General features: G+C 72.1%; 21 protein-coding genes. 19 read left to right on the forward strand and 2 right to left on the reverse strand.

Annotated elements, in window-relative coordinates; translation table 11 throughout:
- Positions 1-153: 153 nt before the first annotated feature.
- The 9 genes from infC (at position 154) to GFD30_RS03055 (ending at position 8,950) form a co-directional block, all read left to right on the forward strand.
- Positions 154-780, forward strand: a complete 627-nt coding sequence (infC, locus tag GFD30_RS03015; RefSeq protein WP_322632890.1) for a translation initiation factor IF-3 — start codon at positions 154-156, stop codon at positions 778-780.
- A 72-nt stretch (positions 781-852) separates the two neighbouring features.
- The gene (gene rpmI / locus GFD30_RS03020; RefSeq protein ID WP_153023710.1) at positions 853-1,047 is read left to right on the forward strand and encodes a 50S ribosomal protein L35; all 195 of its coding nucleotides are present in this window, start codon (positions 853-855) and stop codon (positions 1,045-1,047) included.
- Positions 1,048-1,097: 50 nt separating this feature from the next.
- The gene (gene rplT, locus GFD30_RS03025) at positions 1,098-1,481 is read left to right on the forward strand and encodes a 50S ribosomal protein L20 (protein WP_322632891.1); all 384 of its coding nucleotides are present in this window, start codon (positions 1,098-1,100) and stop codon (positions 1,479-1,481) included.
- The gene (locus GFD30_RS03030) at positions 1,482-2,306 is read left to right on the forward strand and encodes a TrmH family RNA methyltransferase (protein ID WP_153023711.1); all 825 of its coding nucleotides are present in this window, start codon (positions 1,482-1,484) and stop codon (positions 2,304-2,306) included.
- 186 nt (positions 2,307-2,492) lie between these two features.
- A complete protein-coding gene (gene pheS, locus GFD30_RS03035) occupies positions 2,493-3,554 on the forward strand; it encodes a phenylalanine--tRNA ligase subunit alpha (protein ID WP_153023712.1) in 1,062 nt (353 codons plus the stop codon).
- A 3-nt stretch (positions 3,555-3,557) separates the two neighbouring features.
- The gene (gene pheT / locus GFD30_RS03040) at positions 3,558-6,026 is read left to right on the forward strand and encodes a phenylalanine--tRNA ligase subunit beta (protein WP_153023713.1); all 2,469 of its coding nucleotides are present in this window, start codon (positions 3,558-3,560) and stop codon (positions 6,024-6,026) included.
- Between the two features lie 290 nt (positions 6,027-6,316).
- Positions 6,317-7,744 (forward strand): penicillin-binding transpeptidase domain-containing protein, encoded by a 1,428-nt coding sequence (locus tag GFD30_RS03045; protein ID WP_153023714.1) that lies wholly within the window; start codon positions 6,317-6,319, stop codon positions 7,742-7,744.
- Between the two features lie 34 nt (positions 7,745-7,778).
- Entirely contained in the window at positions 7,779-8,483 is a 705-nt protein-coding gene (locus GFD30_RS03050) for a phosphatase PAP2 family protein (protein WP_153023715.1), read from the forward strand.
- Positions 8,484-8,512: 29 nt separating this feature from the next.
- Positions 8,513-8,950 carry a DUF4190 domain-containing protein gene (locus tag GFD30_RS03055; RefSeq protein ID WP_153023716.1) on the forward strand — a complete coding sequence of 146 codons (438 nt, stop codon included), beginning with the start codon at positions 8,513-8,515 and terminating at the stop codon, positions 8,948-8,950.
- Here the strand turns inward: GFD30_RS03055 and GFD30_RS03060 are convergent.
- Complete coding sequence (locus tag GFD30_RS03060; protein ID WP_322632892.1) at positions 8,928-9,338, reverse strand: YrdB family protein; 411 nt, start codon at positions 9,336-9,338, stop codon at positions 8,928-8,930. The two genes, GFD30_RS03055 and GFD30_RS03060, sit on opposite strands and share 23 nt — an antisense overlap.
- Positions 9,339-9,453: 115 nt before the next feature.
- On the opposite strand from GFD30_RS03060, the gene GFD30_RS03065 reads away from it, so the two are divergent.
- The 10 genes from GFD30_RS03065 to argH all read left to right on the forward strand — a co-directional run bounded on the left by GFD30_RS03065 (position 9,454) and on the right by argH (position 20,100).
- Positions 9,454-10,710, forward strand: coding sequence for a sensor histidine kinase (locus GFD30_RS03065; RefSeq protein WP_153023717.1), 1,257 nt, complete (start codon positions 9,454-9,456; stop codon positions 10,708-10,710).
- Positions 10,711-10,804: 94 nt separating this feature from the next.
- Positions 10,805-11,446 carry a response regulator gene (locus GFD30_RS03070; RefSeq protein ID WP_153023718.1) on the forward strand — a complete coding sequence of 214 codons (642 nt, stop codon included), beginning with the start codon at positions 10,805-10,807 and terminating at the stop codon, positions 11,444-11,446.
- Positions 11,447-11,731: 285 nt separating this feature from the next.
- On the forward strand, positions 11,732-12,745 hold the full coding sequence (gene argC, locus GFD30_RS03075) for an N-acetyl-gamma-glutamyl-phosphate reductase (RefSeq protein ID WP_322632893.1): 1,014 nt from the start codon (positions 11,732-11,734) through the stop codon (positions 12,743-12,745).
- Complete coding sequence (argJ, locus tag GFD30_RS03080; protein WP_322632894.1) at positions 12,742-13,896, forward strand: bifunctional glutamate N-acetyltransferase/amino-acid acetyltransferase ArgJ; 1,155 nt, start codon at positions 12,742-12,744, stop codon at positions 13,894-13,896. Before argC ends, argJ begins: the two co-directional genes overlap by 4 nt.
- The gene (argB, locus tag GFD30_RS03085; protein WP_153023720.1) at positions 13,893-14,801 is read left to right on the forward strand and encodes an acetylglutamate kinase; all 909 of its coding nucleotides are present in this window, start codon (positions 13,893-13,895) and stop codon (positions 14,799-14,801) included. The genes argJ and argB overlap by 4 nt, the downstream gene beginning before the upstream one ends.
- Positions 14,798-16,000, forward strand: coding sequence for an acetylornithine transaminase (locus GFD30_RS03090; protein ID WP_322632895.1), 1,203 nt, complete (start codon positions 14,798-14,800; stop codon positions 15,998-16,000). Before argB ends, GFD30_RS03090 begins: the two co-directional genes overlap by 4 nt.
- On the forward strand, positions 15,997-16,950 hold the full coding sequence (argF, locus tag GFD30_RS03095; RefSeq protein WP_322632896.1) for an ornithine carbamoyltransferase: 954 nt from the start codon (positions 15,997-15,999) through the stop codon (positions 16,948-16,950). The genes GFD30_RS03090 and argF overlap by 4 nt, the downstream gene beginning before the upstream one ends.
- Entirely contained in the window at positions 16,947-17,486 is a 540-nt protein-coding gene (locus tag GFD30_RS03100) for an arginine repressor (protein ID WP_153023721.1), read from the forward strand. The genes argF and GFD30_RS03100 overlap by 4 nt, the downstream gene beginning before the upstream one ends.
- Positions 17,483-18,694 carry an argininosuccinate synthase gene (locus tag GFD30_RS03105; RefSeq protein WP_153023722.1) on the forward strand — a complete coding sequence of 404 codons (1,212 nt, stop codon included), beginning with the start codon at positions 17,483-17,485 and terminating at the stop codon, positions 18,692-18,694. Before GFD30_RS03100 ends, GFD30_RS03105 begins: the two co-directional genes overlap by 4 nt.
- On the forward strand, positions 18,694-20,100 hold the full coding sequence (gene argH, locus GFD30_RS03110; RefSeq protein ID WP_153023723.1) for an argininosuccinate lyase: 1,407 nt from the start codon (positions 18,694-18,696) through the stop codon (positions 20,098-20,100). The genes GFD30_RS03105 and argH overlap by 1 nt, the downstream gene beginning before the upstream one ends.
- A 31-nt stretch (positions 20,101-20,131) precedes the next feature.
- Here the strand turns inward: argH and GFD30_RS03115 are convergent, their stop codons facing one another.
- Positions 20,132-20,959, reverse strand: coding sequence for a cellulose binding domain-containing protein (locus GFD30_RS03115; RefSeq protein ID WP_153023724.1), 828 nt, complete (start codon positions 20,957-20,959; stop codon positions 20,132-20,134).
- Positions 20,960-20,994: the final 35 nt, after the last annotated feature.

Below are 20,994 nucleotides of genomic sequence, written 5' to 3' on the forward strand. Positions count from 1 at the left end.
TCTTTGTTGGGACCTCATGCCCGAGGCCGCTGGGTCACGCTTGCGCGACAAGCCGCCGACGCACCCGCGCCGGCGACCCGAACGCCATAGGGGCGCCGGCGCGAACGCGCCGGCGAGAATCGCAACCAAGGAGGCCCCATCAGCGATTTGCGCGTGAACGACCAGATCCGGACCAAGGAAGTGCGTCTGGTCGGCCCGCAGGGTGAGCAGGTCGGCATCGTGTCGATCGACAAGGCCCTGCAGCTGGCCGCGGACGTCGACCTGGACCTGGTCGAAGTCGCACCCACCGCCCGTCCGCCGGTCTGCAAGCTCATGGACTACGGCAAGTACAAGTACGAGTCCGCTCAGAAGGCCCGTGCCTCTCGCCGCAACCAGCAGCAGACCGTCATCAAAGAGATGAAGCTCCGGCCCAAGATCGACAAGCACGACTACGAGACCAAAAAGGGTCACATCGTGCGCTTCCTGACGGCCGGGGACAAGGTCAAGATCACCATCATGTTCCGCGGGCGCGAGCAGTCGCGTCCCGAGCTGGGACGCCGCCTGCTGGACAAGCTGGCGGAGGAGATCTCGGACCTCGCGGTCATCGAGTCCGCCGCGAAGCAGGACGGCCGCAACATGATCATGGTCGTCGCCCCGATCCGCCCCAAGGGCGAGATCAAGGGCGGCGGTCGCAAGGGCCGCGACCGCGACGAGTCCGCGGCCGACGAGGCCCCGGCCGAGCAGGCGCCGGCCCAGGCCGATGCCCCGGCCGAGGCGCCCGATGAGCAGCCCGAGTCCTAGCACCCTGGCGAACGGACGGGCCGGGCGCGGCGACGCGCCCGACCTCGTCCGTCTGAACTAAGGAGAAGCACGATGCCGAAGATGAAGACCCACAGCGGTGCCAAGAAGCGGTTCAAGGTGACCGGCTCGGGCAAGCTGATGCGCCGCAGCGCCGGCAAGAACCACCTCATGGAGCACAAGAGCGGACGCTTCAAGCGCGAAGCGCAGGGTCGCTCGGAAGTGTCCCCCGCCGACCAGAAGCAGGTCCGGAAGCTGCTGGGCCGCTAGCCCGCACTCCGATCGACCGCCAACCGCTCGTAACGCAAGGAGACTGAACTGTGGCACGCGTCAAGCGTTCAATGAACGCCAAGAAGAAGCGCCGCGTCGTACTCGAAGAGGCCAAGGGCTACCGCGGGCAGCGCTCGCGGCTGTACCGCAAGGCCAAGGAGCAGCTGCTCCACTCGTACACCTACGCCTACCGCGACCGGAAGGCGCGCAAGCGCGAGTTCCGCAAGCTCTGGATCACCCGCATCAACGCCGCGGCCCGCCAGAACGGCATCACCTACAACCGCTTCATGCAGGGCCTGTCCCTCGCTGAGGTCGAGGTGGACCGCAAGATCCTCGCCGAGCTGGCCGTCTCCGACGCGGCGGCGTTCACCGCCCTGGTCGAGGTCGCCAAGGCCGCGCTCCCCGAGGACGTCAACGCCCCGGTCGAAGCGTAAATGCTGCCCCGTGAACCCGGGACGGACGCGCTCACGGCGCGATCGTCCCGGGTTGTCGCCGCCCGGAAGCTCCAGCGCCGCCGCGGCCGCGACAAGGCCGAGCGCTTCCTCGCCGAAGGCCCCCAGGCCGTCCGCGAGGCCGTGGCCGCCGGCGCCGTCGAGGACCTGTTCTACGACCTCGACGCCGACGCCCGCCACTCGGACCTGATCGACGCCGCCGTCGCCGCGGGCGCCCACGTGCACCCGTGCACGGACGACGCGCTCGCCTCGCTCGCCGAGACCGTGACCCCGCAGGGGCTCGTGGCCGTTTGTCACTTTCTCGAGAAGCACGGTCTGGACCAGCGGGTCCCCTTCGCGGAGGCGAAGCTCGTCGCGGTCCTCCACGGCATCACCGACCCCGGGAACGCCGGGACCGTCCTCCGCGCGGCCGACGCCGCCGGGGCCGACTGCGTGGTCTTCGGGACCGACTCGGTCGACCCGTACAACGGCAAGTGCGTGCGCGCCTCCGCCGGCAGCCTGTTCCACCTGCCGGTCGTCCGCGCCGCCGACACCGCGGACATGCTCGACCTCTTCGTGCACGCCCAGATCCTCGCGGCCGCGGCCGACGGGGAGGACCTGTACGCCCTCGACGCCGCAGGCGAGCTCGACGCGCCGACGGTGTGGCTCTTCGGCTCCGAGGCCCACGGCCTCGACGACGCCACGGCGGCGCTCGCCCACCGCAGGGTCGGCGTCCCCATCTGGGGCAAGGCCGAGTCGCTGAACCTCGCCGTCGCCGCGGGCGTCTGCCTCTACGCCTCCGCCGCCGCGCAGCGGCGCGCGTCATGAGCGCGGCCGCGAACGCCGATGCTCGGCGCAGGAAGTAGAATGGCCTCATGTCGAACGGCTACCGCGCATTTATCCAGCCCGCCGGGTGCGGGCTGTGGCGTTAGTCGACCACTTCCTCTCCGGCGGGCTGCGGCCGCGCCGCGCGCCTTCCTTAGACTTCTTGAGGTCCCGCACGGAGAGAGACAGATGAGCACTGAGAACGAGGCTGGCCTGCTCCAGCCCGAGGCCCTTGCCAGGGCCGTGAAAGACGCCGCCGCCGTCATCGAGGCGGCCGCGAACCTGGCCGAACTCGCCGCCGCCAAATCCGCCACCCTCGGCGACAAGGCACCGGTGTCCTTGGCGCGCAGGGCGATCGGTTCGATCCCCGGTCCCGAGCGGGGTGAGGCCGGCCGGAACGTCAACGCCGCCCGCTCCGAGATCACGGCCGTGTACGAGGCCCGCGAGGAGGTCCTGAAGGCCGCCGAGGCGGCCCGGATCCTCCGCGAGGAGACCGTCGACGTCACGGCCCGCACGCCGCGCCGTCGCGAAGGCGCCCGCCACCCGATCAACGTGCAGATGGACCGCATCGCGGACCTGTTCGTGGCCATGGGCTACGAGATCGGCGAGGGCCCCGAGGTCGAACTCGAGTGGTTCAACTTCGACGCGCTCAACATCCACCCCGACCACCCTGCCCGGACCATGATGGACACGTTCCACATCGCCGACGGCAAGGGCGGGTACGGGTCGAACATGGTGCTGCGCACCCACACCTCGACCGTGCAGATCCACACCATGCTCACGCAGGAGCCGCCGATCTACACGGTCGCGCCCGGCCGCGTGTACCGCACCGATGAGGTCGACGCGACCCACTCGCCGGTGTTCCACCAGACCGAGGGCCTCGTGGTCGACCGGGGCATCACCATGGCCGACCTCAAGGGCACCCTCGACCACTTCGCGAAGTCCGTGTTCGGGCCCGACGCGATCACCCGCCTGCGGCCCTCGTACTTCCCGTTCACCGAGCCCAGCGCCGAAGTGGACGTCTGGTTCGCGGCCCACAAGGACGGCCCCCGCTGGATCGAGTGGGGCGGCTGCGGCATGGTCAACCCGCGGGTGCTGCGCGCCTGCGGCATCGACCCCGACGTGTACTCGGGCTTCGCGTTCGGCATGGGGGTCGAGCGGGCGCTCATGCTGCGCCACGGCATCACCGACCTGCGCGACATCATCGACGGCGACGTCCGGTTCCCGGCCGGCCTGCGAGTGGAGGAGTAGACGATGAGGATTCCCGTTTCCTGGCTCGCCGAGTACGCCGCCCTGCCCGCGGACCTGACCACGGAGGCGCTCGATTCCGCGCTGGTCGAGTCCGGTCTCGAGGTCGAGGAGGTCGACGACCTCCGCGGCCGCGTCACCGGCCCGCTCGTGGTCGGCCGGGTCGCCTCGATCGAGGAGCTCACCGAGTTCAAGAAGCCGATCCGCCACTGCCACGTGGAGGTCGGCGAGGCCGAGCCGCGCTCGATCATCTGCGGCGCGAGGAACTTCGCCGAAGGCGACCTCGTCGTGGTCGCGCTGCCCGGCGCGGTGCTGCCGGGCGGGTTCGCGATCGGTTCGCGCAAGACCTACGGGCGCCTGTCGGACGGCATGATCTGCTCGGCCCGCGAGCTGGGCGTCTCCGACGACCACGACGGCATCATCGTCCTGCCCGAGGGGACCGTGGGCGAGGACGCGCGGCCGCTCGTCGGGCTCGACGACGTCGTCTTCGAACTGGCGATCACTCCGGACATGGGCTACTGCTTCTCGGTGCGCGGCATCGCCCGCGAGGTCGCGCACCGCCTCGGGGCCGCCTTCGCCGACCCGGCCGCGAAGGCCGACGAGCCGAAGACGACCGACGTCCCGCCGTACCCGGTGCGCGTCGAGACCGACGGCTGCACCCGGTTCACGCTGCGCGAGGTGCGCGACGTGGACGCGAACGCCGAGTCGCCCGAGTGGATGGCGAAGCGGCTGGTCCAGGCCGGGATGCGCCCGCTGGGCCTCGCGGTCGACGTCACGAACTACCTGATGCTCGAGCTCGGGCACCCGCTGCACGCGTTCGACCGGGACGCCCTCGAGGACGTCATGGTGGTGCGCCGCGCGCAGCCCGGCGAGACGCTCACGACCCTCGACGGCGTGGAGCGCCGGCTCGACCCCGAGGACATGGTCATCTGCGACGCGACCGGCCCGCTCTCGCTGGCCGGGGTCATGGGCGGCCTCACCTCCGAGGTCGCGCCCGGTACGCGGAACGTGCTCATCGAAGCGGCCCACTGGGACCCGGTGTCGATCGCGCGCACGTCGCGGCGGCACCGGCTGACCTCGGAGGCGTCCAAGCGCTACGAGCGCGGCGCCGATCCTGCGATCTCGCTGCTCGCCGCCCAGCGCGCCGCGGACCTGCTCGTCGAGTACGGCGGCGGGACGCTCGTCGACGAGGTGGCCGACATCGACCGCCGCACGCCGGCCGAGCCGATCGCGGTCCCGGTCGACCTGCCCTCGCGGACCGTCGGCGTCGACTACGACCGGGCCACGGTCGTGTCGATGCTCGAAGCCGCCGGGTGCACTGTGGACGGTGAGGGCGACGTGCTGTCGGTGACGCCCGCGTCGTGGCGACCGGACCTGACCGACCCGGCCGACCTGGTCGAGGAGGTCGTGCGGCTGCACGGCTACGCGCACGTCCCGTCCGCGACGCCCCGCGCGATCGCCGGGACGGGCCTGACCGCCGCGCAGCGGCGCCGCCGCCGCGTCGCCCGCGCCTTGGCGGACAACGGGTTCGTCGAGACCTACACGTTCCCGTTCGTCTCCCGCGACCGCGCCGACGAGCTGGGCCTGGACGAGAAGGACCCGCAGCGCGAGGCCGTCGCCGTGCTCAACCCGCTCGACGACGCCGCGCCGCTGCTGCGCACCACCGTGCTCGCGAGCCTGGTGAACGCCGTCAAGACCAACCTGGCGCGCGGCGCGAGGGACCTCGCGGTCTTCGAGGAGGGCCTGGTCTTCCAGCCCGCCGAGGGCTGGACCGAGCTCGACCTGGTGACGCTGCCGGTGTCCAAGCGCCCCGAGGACGAGGCCATCGCGGCCGCGATCCGGCGCCTGCCGGTGCAGCCGCGCCACGTCGCCGCGGTCCTGTGCGGCCAGGCGGTCCCCGTCGGGGTCGACGAGCCCGGCCGCGCCGTCGACTGGGCCGATGCGGTCGAGGCCGCCGAGATCGTGGCCGAGGCCGCCGGGGTGGAACTCCAAGTCGCCCAAGGGGAGGCCGCGCCGTGGCACCCCGGCCGCTGCGCCGAGCTGCGTGTGGACGGCGTCGTCGTGGGCCACGCCGGCGAGCTGCACCCGGAGGTGTGCGACCGCCTCGGGCTGCCGCGCCGCACCGCCGCGATGGAGCTCGACCTGACCGCGTTGCCGCTGCCGGACCTGGCGCCCGCGCCGGTGATCTCGCACTTCCCGGCGACGCTCATCGACGTCGCCGTGGTCGTGGCCGAGTCCGTCCCGGCCGGGCAGGTCGAGGCCGCGCTCCGCGAAGGCGCGGGGGAGCTGCTCGACTCGCTGCGCCTGTTCGACGTCTACCGCGACCCGAAGCTCGGCGAAGGCCGGAAGTCGCTGGCGTTCAAGCTCGAGCTGCGCGCGGCCGACCGGACCCTCACCAACGAGGAGGGCGTCGCGGTCCGCGACGCCGCCGTCGCGGTCGCCGCCGAGCGCTTCGGAGCCGGCCTGCGCGAGTAGGCCGCGCGAAACAGAACAGTCCGCATGAAAGAAGGGCGCGGTATCACCGGAGTGGTATCGCGCCCTTACTGCGTGTCCGGGCCGCCGGTGTTTTCGGGATAAAGCCGGAGCCGCGGCTTGTCGCATGGTCCGCGCCTTTTAAGGTACGTGGTGTGAATAACGGGAACCCCTCTCGCGTCGGCAGGCGGCGGAGGCGGACCGGCTCGGAGGGCGGACCGTCCCGAAGCCACCGGGCCGGTGCCCGCGGAGCCGGATACAGCGGCAAGCGCCGTGCGGCGTCGTCGCTCCCGGTGCCCGAACGACTGCGCGGCCTGCGGTTCACGAAGCTGCACCTCGCCGTCGGCGGCGCGGTCGCCCTCGTGGTCGCGGTCGGCGTGTCCATCGTCCTCGGCAACCTCCCCGACGGCGGCGGGGCCGCCCAGGACAACGAGGACGCCGCGCTGCTCTACAACGACGGCAGCGCCGTCCCCGCCGACTTCGCCGACACCCACCCGACCCTGGCCGAGCGCATCTACACCGAACTCGAGACCCGCTACGGCATGACCGCCGACGAGCTCTACGACGCGTCGTCCCGCCCCGACGGCTACCGTGTCGTCCTCACCCTCGACAAGGCCCTCCAGGACGCGGCCGAGGAGACCACCGGCGAGGCCGGCGTCGTCGCGATCGAGCCCGGCACCGGTGCGGTCCTGTGCTACTACGGCGCCGAGACCGCCACCGAGGCCGGCGTCGACCTCGTCAGCGCCGCCGCCCCGCACCCGCCCTCATCCGTGTTCGACATGATCACCGCCGCCACCGCCCTCGAAGCCGGCGCCTCCATCGAATCCTGGTGGAGCGACGACGACGCCGATGTCACCCTCGCCCAGGCCGTCAGCGAGGGCCGCGACGCCGCCATGGACACCGTCGCCGGCGAGTACGGCGCCGAGACCGTCCTCGAGACCGCGAACGGCATGGGCCTCACCGCGATCGCCGACGCCGAGGGGACCGTCCGCGACCTCGCCTCGGGCGACTACTCCGGGTTCAGCGCCGCCGAGTTCGGCTCCTACCCGGTCCCGGTCGTCGACATGGCGAGCGTCTACGCGACGATCGCCGCCGGCGGCAAGTACGCCGAGACCCACGTCGTCGGGTCCGTCATCGGCTCGGACGACCAGGAGATCGCGGCCGAGCAGGGCGTGCGCACCGAACAGGCCATCGCCGAGACCACCGCCCAGGACCTCCAGTACATCGGCCTCGGCGACAGCGAGGTCATCGAGGACCGCGACTTCTTCGGCGTCGCCGCCGACTACCACGGCCAGACCACCGAGTCCTGGTTCGTCGGCGCCATCCCGCAGCTCAGCGTCGCCGCCTGGGCCAACGGATCCGCCGCCGACGATGGCGGTATCCCCTTGTGGCGCAACGTCATCGACACGGCCATCGAGACCAACGGGTACGAGGCCGAAGAACTCCCCGGCGCCTCGGGCGCCGGCGAGGACCTCACCGACGGCATCGCCGACGGCACGCTCGACCCCGACAGCGAGTACTGCCGGGCCAACCCCGACGACGCCGCGTGCAGCGCCTCGCCCTCGCCGAGCGAGGCCGAGTCCTCCAGCGAGGAGCCCGAGGAGACCAGCGAGGAACCGGAGGAACCGGAACCGACCACTTCTGAGGCCCAGGAGCCCGAGCCGACCACCTCGGAGCCCGAGGAGACCACCAGCGAGTGCAACTCCTGGCCCTTCTGCTGAGCCCCCGGCGGGCGCCTCGACTACCATGCAGCCCATGACTCCCAACGGCTTCCCGAAGTCCCGCCTGGTACTCGTCCTGGCGGTCCTGGTCCCGCTGGGGGTCCTCGGGGACGCGCTCTGGGTGCGCCTCGCCGGAGACGACGGCCCGCCCTGGCACGGGCTCGACGAGTGGTGGAACGGCCTCGTCGGCGGCCCCGCCGACGGCGTGCGCTGGCAGCTCGCGCAGCTCCTCAACCGCCTCGGCGGCGAACCCGGGCTCGCGCTCCTCGCCATCGCCGTGGTCGCCCTGCTCCTGATGCGGCGCTGGCGTTCGGCCGTGTTCGCGTGTGCGACCGTCGCCGCCACCTCGATCGCGATCGACCTCATCAAACGCGTCGGGGAGCGGCCGCGGCCGGCGGACGTCATGATCGAGACGGGCCCGTGGGCGTTCCCCTCCGGGCACGCCGCCCGCATGGCCGCGTTCGTCATGATCGTCGCGGTCGTCTGGATCCCGGCCCGGCACCTGCGGAACTGGTGGCCGGTAGCGGTGTTCCTCACCGTCCTGATGATGGGCGCCCGCACCTGGCAGCACGCCCACTGGCTCACGGACACGATCGGCGGCGCCGCCGTCGGCTGGGCCGTCACCGTGCTCGTCTGGCGCGCGTGCGCGCCGCTGCTCGACCGCGAGCGGACCGACCGCGAGGCCGCCGACGCCCCCGTGCTCGCGGAACCCGCGGCGGGCGACGAGCACTTAAGCTGAGGTGACCAGGAACGACCGAGAGGTGCCCGATGTCAACGCCCGACCCCGCCAACCCCGAGCAGCAGCCGCCCCCGCCGCAGTACTACGGCCAGCCGCCCTACGCCCCGTACGGGGCCTACCCGCCGCCGTACGGCTACCCGTACCCGCCGCCGAAGCCGGTCAACGGGATGGCGATCACCGCGATGATCCTCGGCATCGTCGGCGCCTGCAACCCGATCGGCGTCCTCGGCCTCATCTTCGGGCTGATCGCCAAGCGCCAGATGGCCGAAAGGAACGAAGGCGGCGACGGCTTCGCCACCGCCGGGATCGTTCTCGGCTGGATCGGGGTCGCCTCGATCGTGTTCTGGATCGGCTACGTCCTGTTCTTCGCCACCGTCTTCGGCACCGCCTTCGAGCAGCTCGAAGACCTGCCGACCGACGACCCGACCTGGGACTACAGCGTCCTCACGCCGGCCGGGGTCGCCTGACGTACGTCGTCACCGCCGTGTTCGCCGCCGCGAGCACCGCGAACGCGATCGCCGCGGCCGACAGGCCCAGGCCCCACAGGGCGGCCGCGCCGGCCCCGAACGCGAGCGCCTTCACCGCCACGGTCCCGGCCGCCGGCAGCGGCACCCGGGCCTTCGGGGACGCGAACGCCCCCCACAGCACCACCAGCGCCCCGACGGCGGCGACCGCGATCAGCAGCCGCGTCCACAGGGCGTCGTCCAGTGCGAGGGCCCACCAGGCGACGAACACGAGCATGGCCAGTTCGAGCGCGAACGCGAGGAACGCGTTGCACATCACGAGATTGCGCAGCACCCCGCTGTACCGGTCCCATTCGGGACGGGGCGCCTGAGGAGGATTCGGTTGGGTCACCCGAACATGATGAACCGTGCGGGTCTCGCGGGGTGCGTTGGGTGCGACCAAAGTCGGAGGCCGGTTCCCCTCCCGGACTGAGGCCGCGGGCACGCGGACGTGATGGGATGGGGGCATGACCAGTCCGCCCGGCCTCCTCGCTCGCGTTCGCAGAGGCGACCTCATCGCCGCCGTGCTCCTGTTCCCGGCCGGGTCGCTCCTGATCGGACTGGGCAACATCGAGCAGTACATGCCCGAGGTGCCGCTGGCCGTGCGGTTCATCCCGCTCGCGCTGGTCTGCCTCGGCGTGGTCGTTCGGCGGGCCGCCCCCGCCTGGTGCCTCGCCGTCGGCACGGTCGGCTTCGGCATCGAGATCGGCATCGGCCTCACCCTCGCCACGGTCTGCGTCTACACCGACAACCTCTACGCGTACGCGCGCTACGGCCCTCCCCGCAAGGTCCGCGTGCTCCTGCCCACCGTCGCCGCCGGGGTCCTGGTGCTCAGCGCGCTCACGATCCTCGACGGCGGCGACGCGGGCGAGGTCGTCTCGGTCGTCGCGATCGGCGCGGTGGTCCTGCTCTCGCCGATCGCCACCGGCGTCATCGTGCGCCAGGCCCACGACCGCGCCGAGCTCGAACGCGAGCGCGCCGAGCAGACGGCGCGCCTCGCCGACGTGCGCCGCCGCGAAGCGGTCCTGCGCGAGCGCACCCTCATGGCCCGCGAACTGCACGACACGGTCGCCAACTTCCTGTCGGCGATCGCCTTGCAGTCCACGGCGCTCCAGTCCCGCAAGGACCTCGAATCCGACGCCGTGCGCGGCTCCATCGACGCGATCCGCGCCTCCAGTGTCGACGGTCTCGCCGAGCTGCGCCGCATCATCGGCATCCTCCGTGCCGGCGACGAAGGGGAGGAGCTGGCCTCCTACCGGATCGACCAGATCCCCGAACTCGCCGAGCGGATGCGCGCGGTCGGCCTCAAGGTCGACTTCCACGTCGAGGGCCCGCCGCGCGACCTGCCGGGCGAAGTCGAGCTGACCGCCTACCGGGTCGTCCAGGAGGCGCTCACGAACGCCCTCAAGCACGGCCGCGACGCGGAGGCGACCGTGCGGTTCGTGCCCGGCGCGCTCGTCGTCTCCGTCGTGAACGCCTTGGGGGACAATGAGACGCCTGTTCCGGGAGCCGGCGCCGGCCTGGTCGGGATGACCGAGCGGGTCCGCCTCCTGGGCGGTAAGGTGCACGCCGGACCGGAAGGCGAACACTGGACGGTCCGCGCCGAGATCCCCACGGGAGGCGACCACCGGTCCGCTCCCGGCTCGATCGGGACCGCCGATGACGCGGACGTGCCGCCGCGCCGGACCGGCTCGCCGAGCCCGCCTCGCTCGGAGCAGGAGTGAACGCCGATGCGCCCGGAGCCCGCCGCAACCCGGCGCCGCTCCGGAGCGCAAGCCACCGCCCACCCGCCTTTCTGTCGAACCGGAGTGAACACGAATGACCAGGGTCCTGCTGGCCGACGACCACGCGGCCGTCCGCGCCGGGCTGCGGATGCTGCTCGACAGCGCCGACGACATCGAGGTGGTCGGCGAGGCCGCCGACGGGGTCGAGGCGGTCGCGCTGGCGCACGAGCTGCGGCCCGACGTCGTCGTCATGGACATCCGGATGCCCCGCAAGGACGGCATCGCCGCCGCGGCCGAGCTCCGCGGCACCGCCGACGTCCTCGTCCTCACCTCGTACGGCGACGACGCGAACGTCTTCGACGCCCTCCGCGCCGGCGCGAGCGGGTTCCTGCTCAAGGACGCCGACGCCGAGACCCTCGTGGAGGCCGTGCGCACCATCGCCCGCGGCGACGGCCTGATCTCGCCCGCGGTCACGCGCGGCCTCATCGCCGAGTTCGCGCGCTCGCGGCCGGCCTACGCCCCGATCGAGGTCGACGGCGCCGGACTCGCGGCCCTCACCCCGCGCGAGACCGAAGTGCTCTCGCTCATAGGTGAAGGCATGTCGAATGCCGAGATCGGCGCTGAACTCGGCATGGCCGAGGCTACGGTGAAATCGCACGTCACGCGCGTGCTCGCGAAGCTCGGCCTGACCAGTCGCGTCCAGGCCGCCATCTTCGCCCGCGAACAGGCCCGCTAGGGGAGGGGCCTCGCGTCCGCGTCCAGGAACGATGAACACGACGCGGGGCGTGACTTCCCGGGTCAGCGGTCGCGCGTCGCGTGGGAACAGACCGGTTGCGGGAGGAGCCGCGGCGGTCGTCGGTCGCCCGCGAACAGGCTGGGCCGGCCGGCCGCGCCACCGCACTCTGCGCGCGTCCCGCGAATCGCGGCGACGGTCACATCCCACTCACCGGAATATCCGCTTCGCGGTCTCATTGAATGCTGATACAGTTCTCTGCATAGTCATTCAAGACGGAGGTTTCCAGTGACGTTCAAGGTCGCCGTGGCGGGAGCCAGCGGTTACGCGGGAGGCGAGGTGCTCCGGCTGCTGGCCGACCACCCGCAGCTCGACGTCGTCGCCGCGGGCGCGCACAGCAACGCCGGTGAGTACATCACCGCGGTCCACCCCCACCTGTCCGCGTACGGCGACCGACGCTTCACCCCGACCACCCCGGACGCCTTCGACGGCGCCGACCTGGTCGTCATGACCCTCCCGCACGGCCAGTCCGCCGCGCTCGCCGCGCAGCTCCCCGCCGGGCAGAAGATCGTCGACCTCGGCGCCGACCACCGGCTCGAAGACGCCGCGGCCTGGGAGTCCTACTACTCCGGCCCGCACGCCGGCGCCTGGACCTACGGCCTCCCCGAGCTCCCCGGCCAGCGCGAGCGCATCGCCGCCGCCGACCGGGTCGCCGCGACCGGCTGCTACGCCGTCGCCACGATCCTCGCGCTGCGCCCGCTCCTGGACGCCGGGATCGCCTCGCCCGAGGACGTCGTCGTCGTGGCCGCCTCCGGCACCTCCGGCGCCGGCAACGCCCCGAAGAAGCACCTCCTCGCCTCCGAGGTCATGGGCGCGATCAGCGCCTACAAGGTCGGCGCCCACCAGCACGTCCCCGAGATCAAGCAGGCCACCGGCGCCGCGTCGCTGTCGATGACCCCGCTGCTCGCCCCGATGCCCCGCGGCATCCTCTCGACGGTGACCGCCAAGGCCGCCGCCGAGACCGCCGCGGAGGACGTGCGGGCCGCGCTGGCGAAGGCGTACGACGGCGAGCACTTCGTGCACGTCCTGCGCGGGGGCCAGTGGCCGACCACGGCCGCCGTCTACGGCACCAACGCCGTGCAGCTCCAGGGCACGGTCGACAAGGACTCGGGCCGGATCATCGTCACCGCCGCGATCGACAACCTCGGCAAGGGCGCGGCCGCGCAGGTCGTGCAGTGCGCGAACCTCATGCTCGGCCTCCCCGAGGCCGCGGGCCTCACCGTGAACGGGGTGGCGCCGTGACCGTGACGTCCCCCAAGGGCTTCCGGGCCTCCGGCGTGACCGCCGGCCTCAAGCCCTCCGGCAAACCCGACATGGCCCTGGTCGTCAACGACGGCCCGCTCCAGGTCGCCGCGGGCCGGTTCACCGGCAACCGCGTCAAGGCCGCCCCGGTCAAATGGTCCCAGCAGGTCCTGACCACGGGCGCGCTGAAGGCCGTCATCCTCAACTCCGGCGGCGCGAACGCCTGCACCGGCCCGGAGGGCTTCCAGGACACGCACGCCACCGCAGAGAAGACCGCCGAGGTTCTCGGCTGCGGCGCGGTCGAGGTCGCGGTCTGCTCGACCGGGCTCATCGGCGAGCGGCTCCCGATGGACAAGCTCCTGCCGGGCGTCGAGGCCGCCGCGAAGGCCCTCGCCGCGGACGGCGGCGAGCAGGCCGCCACCGCGATCATGACCACCGACACCGTCGCCAAGAACGCCGCGATCACCAGCCCCGCGGGCTGGACCGTCGGCGGCATCGCGAAGGGCGCGGGGATGCTCGCGCCCGGCCTGGCGACGATGCTGGTCGTCCTCACCACCGACGCGGTCGTCGGGCAGCCGCTCGCGGACGCCGCGCTCGGCACCGCCTGCCGGTACTCGCTCGACCGGCTCGACTCCGACGGCTCGATGTCGACCAACGACACCGTGCTCCTGCTCGCCTCGGGCGCCTCCGGCGTCGAGGCCGCGGCCGACGAGTTCATCGCCGCGCTCACCGACCTGTGCAAGGACCTCGCGCACCAGCTCCTGTCGGACGCCGAAGGCTCCACGAAGGACGTCGCGATCACCGTCTCGGGCGCGGCGAGCGAGGACGACGCGGTCGAGGTCGCCCGGATCGTCGCCCGCGACAGCCTCGTCAAGACCGCGCTGTTCGGCTCCGACCCGAACTGGGGCCGCATCCTCGCCGCCGTCGGCACCGCGAAGGCGCCGTTCGACGCCGACGCGGTCGACGTCGCCGTCAACGGCGTGTGGATCTGCAAGGCCGGCGCCGCCGGCGAGCCGCGCGACCTCGTGGACCTCAAGGGCCGCGACGTCGCGATCGACATCGAGCTCCACCACGGTGCCGCCTCGGCCACGATCTGGACCAACGACCTGTCCCACGACTACGTCCACGAGAACTCGGCGTACAGCACATGAGCAGCACTGACATCAGCGAACTCGCACCGCACCTCCAGGCGGCCCTCGGCAAGGCCGAGACGCTCATCGAGGCACTCCCGTGGCTCCAGCGCTTCACCGGCTCTATCGTGGTGGTCAAGTACGGCGGCAACGCCATGATCAACCCCGAGCTCCAGGCCGCGTTCGCCGCGGACATGGTGTTCCTGCACTACGTCGGCATCAAGCCGGTCGTCGTGCACGGCGGCGGCCCGCAGATCTCCGCGATGCTCAAGAAGCTCGACATCGCCTCCGAGTTCAAGGGCGGCCTGCGCGTCACCACCCCCGAGGCCGCCGACGTGGTCCGGATGGTCCTGGTCGGCCAGGTCGGCCGCGAACTCGTGGGCCTGATCAACAACCACGGCCCGTTCGCGGTCGGCATGTCCGGCGAGGACGCGCAGCTCTTCACCGCCAAGCGCCGCTGGGCCGAGGTCGAGGGCGAGCGGGTCGACGTGGGCCGGGTCGGCGACGTCGCGTCGGTGAACACCGCCGCGGTCGACGACCTCATCGCCGCCGGGCGCATCCCGGTCGTCTCGACCGTCGCGCTCGACCACGACGGCATCCTCTACAACCTGAACGCCGACACCGCCGCGGCCGCGCTCGCGGAGGCCCTCGGCGCGCAGAAGCTCATCGTCCTCACCGATGTCGAAGGGCTGTACGAGAACTGGCCCGAGAAGGACTCGCTGCTGCGGCAGATCACCACGGACCGGCTCGCGGAGATCCTCCCGTCCCTCCAGTCCGGGATGGTCCCGAAGATGGAGGCGTGCCTGCGCGCCGTCAAGGGCGGCGTCCCGCAGGCCCACGTGATCGACGGCCGCGTCCCGCACTCGACCCTGCTGGAGATCTTCACGACCGACGGCGTCGGCACCATGGTCCAGGAGGCGAAGTGACCTATTCGGAGCAGATCAAGGCCCGGTACGCCGAGGCGCTCATGGGCAACTACGGGCAGCCGCCCGTGGCCCTGCGCGAGGGCACCGGCAGCATCGTGACCGATGTGGACGGCAACGCCTACCTCGACATGATCGGCGGCATCGCCGTCTCCAGCCTCGGTCACAACCACCCCGCGCTCGTGGAGGCGGTGAGCACCCAGGCCGCGCGGATCGCCCACACCTCGAACCTGTTCTTCCACGAGAAGGAGGTCGAGCTCGCCGAGAAGCTCCTCGAACTGTGGGGCAACCCGGGCCGGGTCTTCCTGTGCAACTCCGGGACCGAGGCCAACGAGGCCGCGCTCAAGCTCGCGATCCTCCACGGGAACGCGACCGGCAAGGCCAAGGTCGTCGCCACCGAGCACGGCTTCCACGGCCGCACCCTCGGCGCGCTCTCGATCACCGGGAAGGCCGCGATCCGCGAGCCCTTCGGGCCCTTCGCCCGCGAGGTCGCGTTCGTGCCCTACGGCGACGCCGACGCCCTCAAGGCCGCCGTCGACGCCGACACCGCCGCCGTCTTCCTCGAACCCACCCAAGGCGAGACCGGCGTCGTGCCCTCCCCGCCCGGATACCTCACGGCCGCAAGGGAACTCACCGCCTCAGCCGGTGCGCTCCTGATCCTCGACGAGATCCAGTCCGGCTTCGGCCGCACCGGCGCCTGGTTCGCCCACCACGCCGAAGGCGTCGTCCCCGACGCCGTGACCCTCGCGAAGGGCCTCGGCGGCGGCGTCCCCATCGGCGCCGTCCTCGCCGGCGAGGCCACCGCGGCCCTGTTCACCCCCGGCACCCACGGCTCCACGTTCGGCGGCAACCCGATCGCGTGCGCGGCCTCCCTCGCCGTGATCGACACGATCGAGCGCGAGCACCTGTTCGACAACGTGCTCGCCCTCGGCGCGCACCTCGAGGCCGTGCTCCTCGCCGACCCCCGGATCACCGAGGTCCGCGGCCAGGCCCTGTGGCGCGGCATCGGCCTCACCGAGCCCGTCGCCGCCGAGGCCGTGAAGCACCTCCTCGGCCTCGGCGTCCTCGCCAACGCCCCGCGGCCCGACACGATCCGGATCGCGCCCCCGCTCACCATCTCCCAGACCGAGCTCGACGCCTTCTGCGCCAAGCTCGTCGAAGCCCTCGACGCCGTCACCCCGGCTCCTGGAGGACGACCGTGACCCTTCCGAAGCACTCGGCTCCGCCGAACCAGAAGCACTTCTTGAAAGACGACGACCTCACCCCCGCCGAGCAGGCCGAGGTCCTCGACCTCGCCGCCAAGCTCAAGCACGACCGGTACGGCCACCGGGCGCTCGCCGGACCCAAGTCCGTCGCGGTCGTCTTCGAGAAGCCCTCCACCCGGACCCGGATCTCCTTCGACGTCGGCATCGCCGAGCTCGGCGGCCACTCCGTCGTCATCGACGCCCAGTCCACCCAGCTCGGCCGCGGCGAGACCGTCGCCGACACCGCCCGGGTCCTCTCCCGGTACGTCAGCGCCATCGTGATCCGCACCTTCGGCGACGACCGGCTCGCCGAGCTCGCCGAGCACGCCACCGTCCCGGTCGTCAACGCGCTCACCGACGGCTGGCACCCCTGCCAGCTCCTCGCCGACCTCCAGACCATCGCCGAGCACAAGCCGCTCAAGGGCACCAGCATCGCCTACGTCGGCGACGCCGCCTTCAACATGGGCAACTCCACCGTCATCGCCAGCTCCCTCGCGGGCATGCACGTCCGCATCGGCGCCCCCACGGGCTACCAGCCCGCCGACGACGTTCTCGAGCGCGCCGCCCAGATCAACGCCGCCACCGGCGGCTCGGTCACCGTCACCGCCGACCCGGTCGAAGCCGTCGCCGGCGCCGACGTCGTCTCCACCGACGCCTGGGTCTCGATGGGCATGGCCGACAGCGCGAAGCGCTTCGGCGACCTCCACCCGTACCAGCTCAACGCCGACCTCCTCGCGCACGCCGCCGACGACGCGATCGTCCTCCACTGCCTCCCCGCCCACCGCGGCGAGGAGATCACCGACGACGTGATCGACGGCCCGCACTCGCGCGTGTTCGACCAGGCCGAGAACCGGCTCCACGCCCAGAAGGCCCTCCTCGCCTGGATCCTGCGGGAGACCGCGTCATGAACCAGCCGACCACCAAAGCGGCGCGCCAGGCCCGCATCGTCGAGATGATCTCGACCCGCTCCATCCGCTCCCAGACCGAACTCGCCGCGCTCCTCGCCGCCGACGGGATCGAGGCCACCCAGGCCACGCTCTCCCGCGACCTCGAAGAACTCGGCGCCGTCAAGGTCCGCGGCACCGACGGCGGCTCCGCCGTCTACTCGATCTTCGCGGAAGGCGAACGCCCCCTTCGGGACGCCGAGGCCGCACCCGACCGGCTCCAGCGGCTCCTGCGCGAGCTCCTCGTCGGCGCCGACCACTCGGCGAACATGGCCGTCCTCCGCGTCCCGCCCGGCGCGGCCCAGTACCTCGCCAGCGCGATCGACCGCTCCGGCCTCGCCGACGTCATCGGCACCATCGCCGGCGACGACACGATCGCCGTCATCGCCCGCGACGGCGTGCTCGGCGCGCAGGTCGCCGAGCAGTTCCTGACTTGGGCCGGCAAAGCGCCCGACCCGTACGACGCCACGAATGCAGCAATCAAGGAGAACCAGCAATGACCGAGAAGGTAGTCCTCGCCTACTCCGGCGGCCTCGACACGTCCGTCGCGATCCCGTACCTCGCCGAGCAGCTCGACGCCGAGGTGATCGCCGTGGCCATCGACGTCGGCCAGGGCGGCGAGGACATGGAGGTCATCCGGCAGCGCGCCCTCGGCTGCGGCGCCGTCGCCGCCGAGGTCGTCGACGCGCGCGAGGAGTTCGCCGCCGAGTACTGCTTCCCGGCCGTGGCCGCGAACGCCCTCTACATGGACCGCTACCCGCTCGTCTCCGCGCTCTCGCGGCCGCTCATCGTGAAGCACCTCGTGGCCGCCGCCGAGAAGCACGGCGCCACGATCGTCTCCCACGGCTGCACCGGCAAGGGCAACGACCAGGTCCGGTTCGAGGCCGGCCTCGCCGCCCTCGCCCCGCACCTCAAGGTGGTCGCCCCCGCCCGCGACTTCGCCTGGACCCGCGACAAGGCCATCGCGTTCGCCGAGGAGAAGAGCCTCCCGATCGACGTGACCAAGAAGTCCCCGTACTCGATCGACCAGAACCTGTGGGGCCGCGCCGTCGAGACCGGCTTCCTCGAGGACATCTGGAACGGCCCCATCGAGGACATCTACGACTACACCCGGAACCCGGCCGAGGAGCGCGAGCCCGACGAGGTCGTCATCACCTTCGTGTCCGGCCGGCCCGTCGCCCTCGACGGCGTCGAGAAGTCCGCGTTCGCACTCGTCAAGGAGCTCAACGAGCGCGCCGGCGCCCAGGGCATCGGCCGGATCGACATGGTCGAGGACCGGCTCGTCGGCATCAAGTCCCGCGAGGTCTACGAGTCCCCGGCCGGCATCACCCTGATCGCCGCCCACATGGAGCTCGAGAACGTCACCATCGAGCGCGAGCAGGCCCGGTTCAAGCGCACGGTCGACCAGCGCTGGGGCGAGCTCGTCTACGACGGCCTCTGGTTCTCCCCGCTCAAGCAGAGCCTGGAGGCGTTCATCGCCGACGTCCAGACCCACGTCACCGGCGAGGTCCGGCTGACCCTGCACGCCGGCAAGGCCACCGTCACCGGCCGGCGCTCCGAGGCCAGCCTCTACGACTTCGACCTCGCCACCTACGACGAAGGCGACACCTTCGACCAGTCCAACGCGCGCGGCTTCGTCGAGCTGTGGAGCCTCCCGGCCAAGCTCGCCGCCGCCCGGAATGAGCGGATCAAGGCCGAGGCCGAGTAATGGCGAAGCTCTGGGGAGGCCGCTTCACCGGCGGCCCCGCCGCGGCCCTCGAGGCCCTGAACGCCTCCATCGGCTTCGACTGGCGGCTCGCACCGTACGACCTCAAGGCGTCCAAAGCCCATGCGCGCGTGCTGTGCCGCGCCGGGCTCCTGACGGACGGCGAGCTCGCGCAGATGCTGGCCGCACTCGACGCGCTCGGCGACGACGTCGCCTCCGGCGCCTTCACCGGGACCGTCGCCGACGAGGACGTCCACACCGCGCTCGAACGCGGCCTCGTGGAGCGCCTCGGCGACCTCGGCGGCAAGCTCCGCGCCGGCCGCAGCCGCAACGACCAGATCGCCACCGACCTGCGCCTGTACTGCCGCGACCACGCCCGGGGCCTCGCCGCCGACGTGACCGCGCTCGTCGACGCGCTGGCCGTCCAGACCGAGGCGCTCGTGGACGCGCCCGCACCGGGCATGACGCACCTCCAGCACGCCCAGCCGGTCACCTTGGGGCACCAGCTCCTCGCGCACGCCCAGGGCCTCCTGCGGGACCTGGACCGCCTGCGGGACTGGGACAGGCGGGCCGCGGTGTCGCCGCTCGGGTCCGGGGCGCTCTCGGGCTCGTCGCTGCCGCTCGACCCGGTCGCGGTGGCCGAGGAGCTCGGTTTCGACGCGGCCGCGGCGAACTCGATGGACGGCGTCTCCGACCGCGACTTCGCGGCCGAGCTGCTGTTCGTGTGCTCGATGATCGGGATCCACCTCTCCCGCCTGGGGGAGGAGGTCATCCTCTGGTCGAGCCAGGAGTTCGGCTGGGTCACGCTGGACGACGCGTTCTCGACCGGCTCGTCGATCATGCCGCAGAAGAAGAACCCGGACGTGGCCGAGCTGGCCCGCGGCAAGTCGGGCCGCCTGGTCGGCAACCTGACGGCGCTGCTGGTGACGCTCAAGGGCCTGCCGTTCACGTACAACAAGGACCTCCAGGAGGACAAGGAGCCGGTCTTCGACTCCCTGGACAACCTGGCGCTGCTGCTGCCCGCGGTGACCGGCATGGTCGCGACCATGCGGTTCAACGCCGAAGTGCCGCGCGAGTCGGCCCCGAAGGGCTTCAGCCTCGCCACGGAGATCGCGGACTGGCTGGTTCGCAAGGGGATCCCGTTCCGCTCGGCGCACGAGATCGCGGGCGCCTGCGTGGCCCACTGCGAGTCGCGCGGCATCGAGCTGCACGAGATCGCCGACGCCGACCTGGCGTCGATCTCCGAGCACCTCGACCCGTCGGTGAAGGCCGTCCTGGACGTCGACGGCGCGCTCGCGGGCCGCACGACCCCGGGCTCGACCGGTCCGAAGGCCGTGGCCGACCAGCTCGCCGAGGTCCGCGACCAGATCGCGGCGTGGCGCGCCTGGTCCGGGTCGCACGGGTCTTGAGCGTGCGGGGCGCCGCGGCGCCCCGCACGCCTCACATCTCGGTGCACCGGTGCCCGTCGGCCCACACCTCGAGGTGCGGCGGCGCCTGATACGGGCCTGAGACCAGGAATCCGAACGCGGCGCTGCCGCCGGCGGGGATCTCCCGGTTCCACGGGGCCGGACCGATCGCGAGCTCCGAGCCGTTCCGGGTCGCGGTGGCGTTCCAGATGTGGGCGAGCGTCTGGCCGCCGGGGAGGGCGACGATGGCGTGCCAGTCGCGGATCGCCTCGATCGCCGTGATGGTCACCTGCATCGCGTACCCGGTGCCCCACTGGCCCGTCACGTCGGCGGTGAACGTGCAGTGCTCTGAAGCGGCCCCCTGCTCGATGACGATGTTGGGCCCGCAGCGGCCGAGCCACTCCGAGCCGTCGGCGCGGCGCTCCTGGCAGATCTTCATCGTCACGTACTCGATCGGGGCGCCGCCGGGGGCGACCAGGTCGAAGGCGTACGTCTGGTCCGCCGAGCCGAGCGGCATCGGCACGATGTGCTCCACCGCCGCCCAGTCGTTGACGTGGCCGGTGAACTCGATCTGCCGGTCGGCGGGGATCACCGGCAGGCACGGGTTGCCGTCCGAGCCGTCGCGGATCACCGCGACGCCGCTGACGGCCACGCGGTGCTCCTCGGGCGGGTGCACGGCGGGCCAGGAGGCCTCGCCGGAGGTCTCGAAGAGCGTGCATCCGTCCTCGCCCCGGACGCTGTTGTAGAACGGGGTGGGGGCCTGCTCGGGGTGCTCGGCCGCGGCCGGCGCGGCGAGCGCGCCCGCCGTCAGCAGTCCGGTCAGGACGGCGAGCGCTCGAAGGAGGCGTGGCGGTCGTTTCATGGGAACTCCCAAGGGAAGTGGGGCGCTCCCAACCG

The organism is Glycomyces albidus (genome assembly GCF_009451885.1).
Taxonomy (GTDB): Bacteria; Actinomycetota; Actinomycetes; order Mycobacteriales; family Micromonosporaceae; genus Glycomyces; species Glycomyces albidus.

What these genes read in the sequence shown, in the direction of transcription:
- rpmI (WP_153023710.1), top strand. Translation starts at nt 853, where the DNA reads ATGCCGAAGATGAAGACCCACAGCGGTGCCAAGAAGCGGTTCAAGGTG.
- GFD30_RS03030 (WP_153023711.1), top strand. Translation starts at nt 1,482, where the DNA reads ATGCTGCCCCGTGAACCCGGGACGGACGCGCTCACGGCGCGATCGTCC.
- pheS (WP_153023712.1), top strand. Translation starts at nt 2,493, where the DNA reads ATGAGCACTGAGAACGAGGCTGGCCTGCTCCAGCCCGAGGCCCTTGCC.
- pheT (WP_153023713.1), top strand. Translation starts at nt 3,558, where the DNA reads ATGAGGATTCCCGTTTCCTGGCTCGCCGAGTACGCCGCCCTGCCCGCG.
- GFD30_RS03050 (WP_153023715.1), top strand. Translation starts at nt 7,779, where the DNA reads ATGACTCCCAACGGCTTCCCGAAGTCCCGCCTGGTACTCGTCCTGGCG.
- GFD30_RS03055 (WP_153023716.1), top strand. Translation starts at nt 8,513, where the DNA reads ATGTCAACGCCCGACCCCGCCAACCCCGAGCAGCAGCCGCCCCCGCCG.
- GFD30_RS03065 (WP_153023717.1), top strand. Translation starts at nt 9,454, where the DNA reads ATGACCAGTCCGCCCGGCCTCCTCGCTCGCGTTCGCAGAGGCGACCTC.
- GFD30_RS03070 (WP_153023718.1), top strand. Translation starts at nt 10,805, where the DNA reads ATGACCAGGGTCCTGCTGGCCGACGACCACGCGGCCGTCCGCGCCGGG.
- argB (WP_153023720.1), top strand. Translation starts at nt 13,893, where the DNA reads ATGAGCAGCACTGACATCAGCGAACTCGCACCGCACCTCCAGGCGGCC.
- GFD30_RS03100 (WP_153023721.1), top strand. Translation starts at nt 16,947, where the DNA reads ATGAACCAGCCGACCACCAAAGCGGCGCGCCAGGCCCGCATCGTCGAG.
- GFD30_RS03105 (WP_153023722.1), top strand. Translation starts at nt 17,483, where the DNA reads ATGACCGAGAAGGTAGTCCTCGCCTACTCCGGCGGCCTCGACACGTCC.
- argH (WP_153023723.1), top strand. Translation starts at nt 18,694, where the DNA reads ATGGCGAAGCTCTGGGGAGGCCGCTTCACCGGCGGCCCCGCCGCGGCC.
- GFD30_RS03115 (WP_153023724.1), bottom strand. Translation starts at nt 20,959, where the DNA reads ATGAAACGACCGCCACGCCTCCTTCGAGCGCTCGCCGTCCTGACCGGA.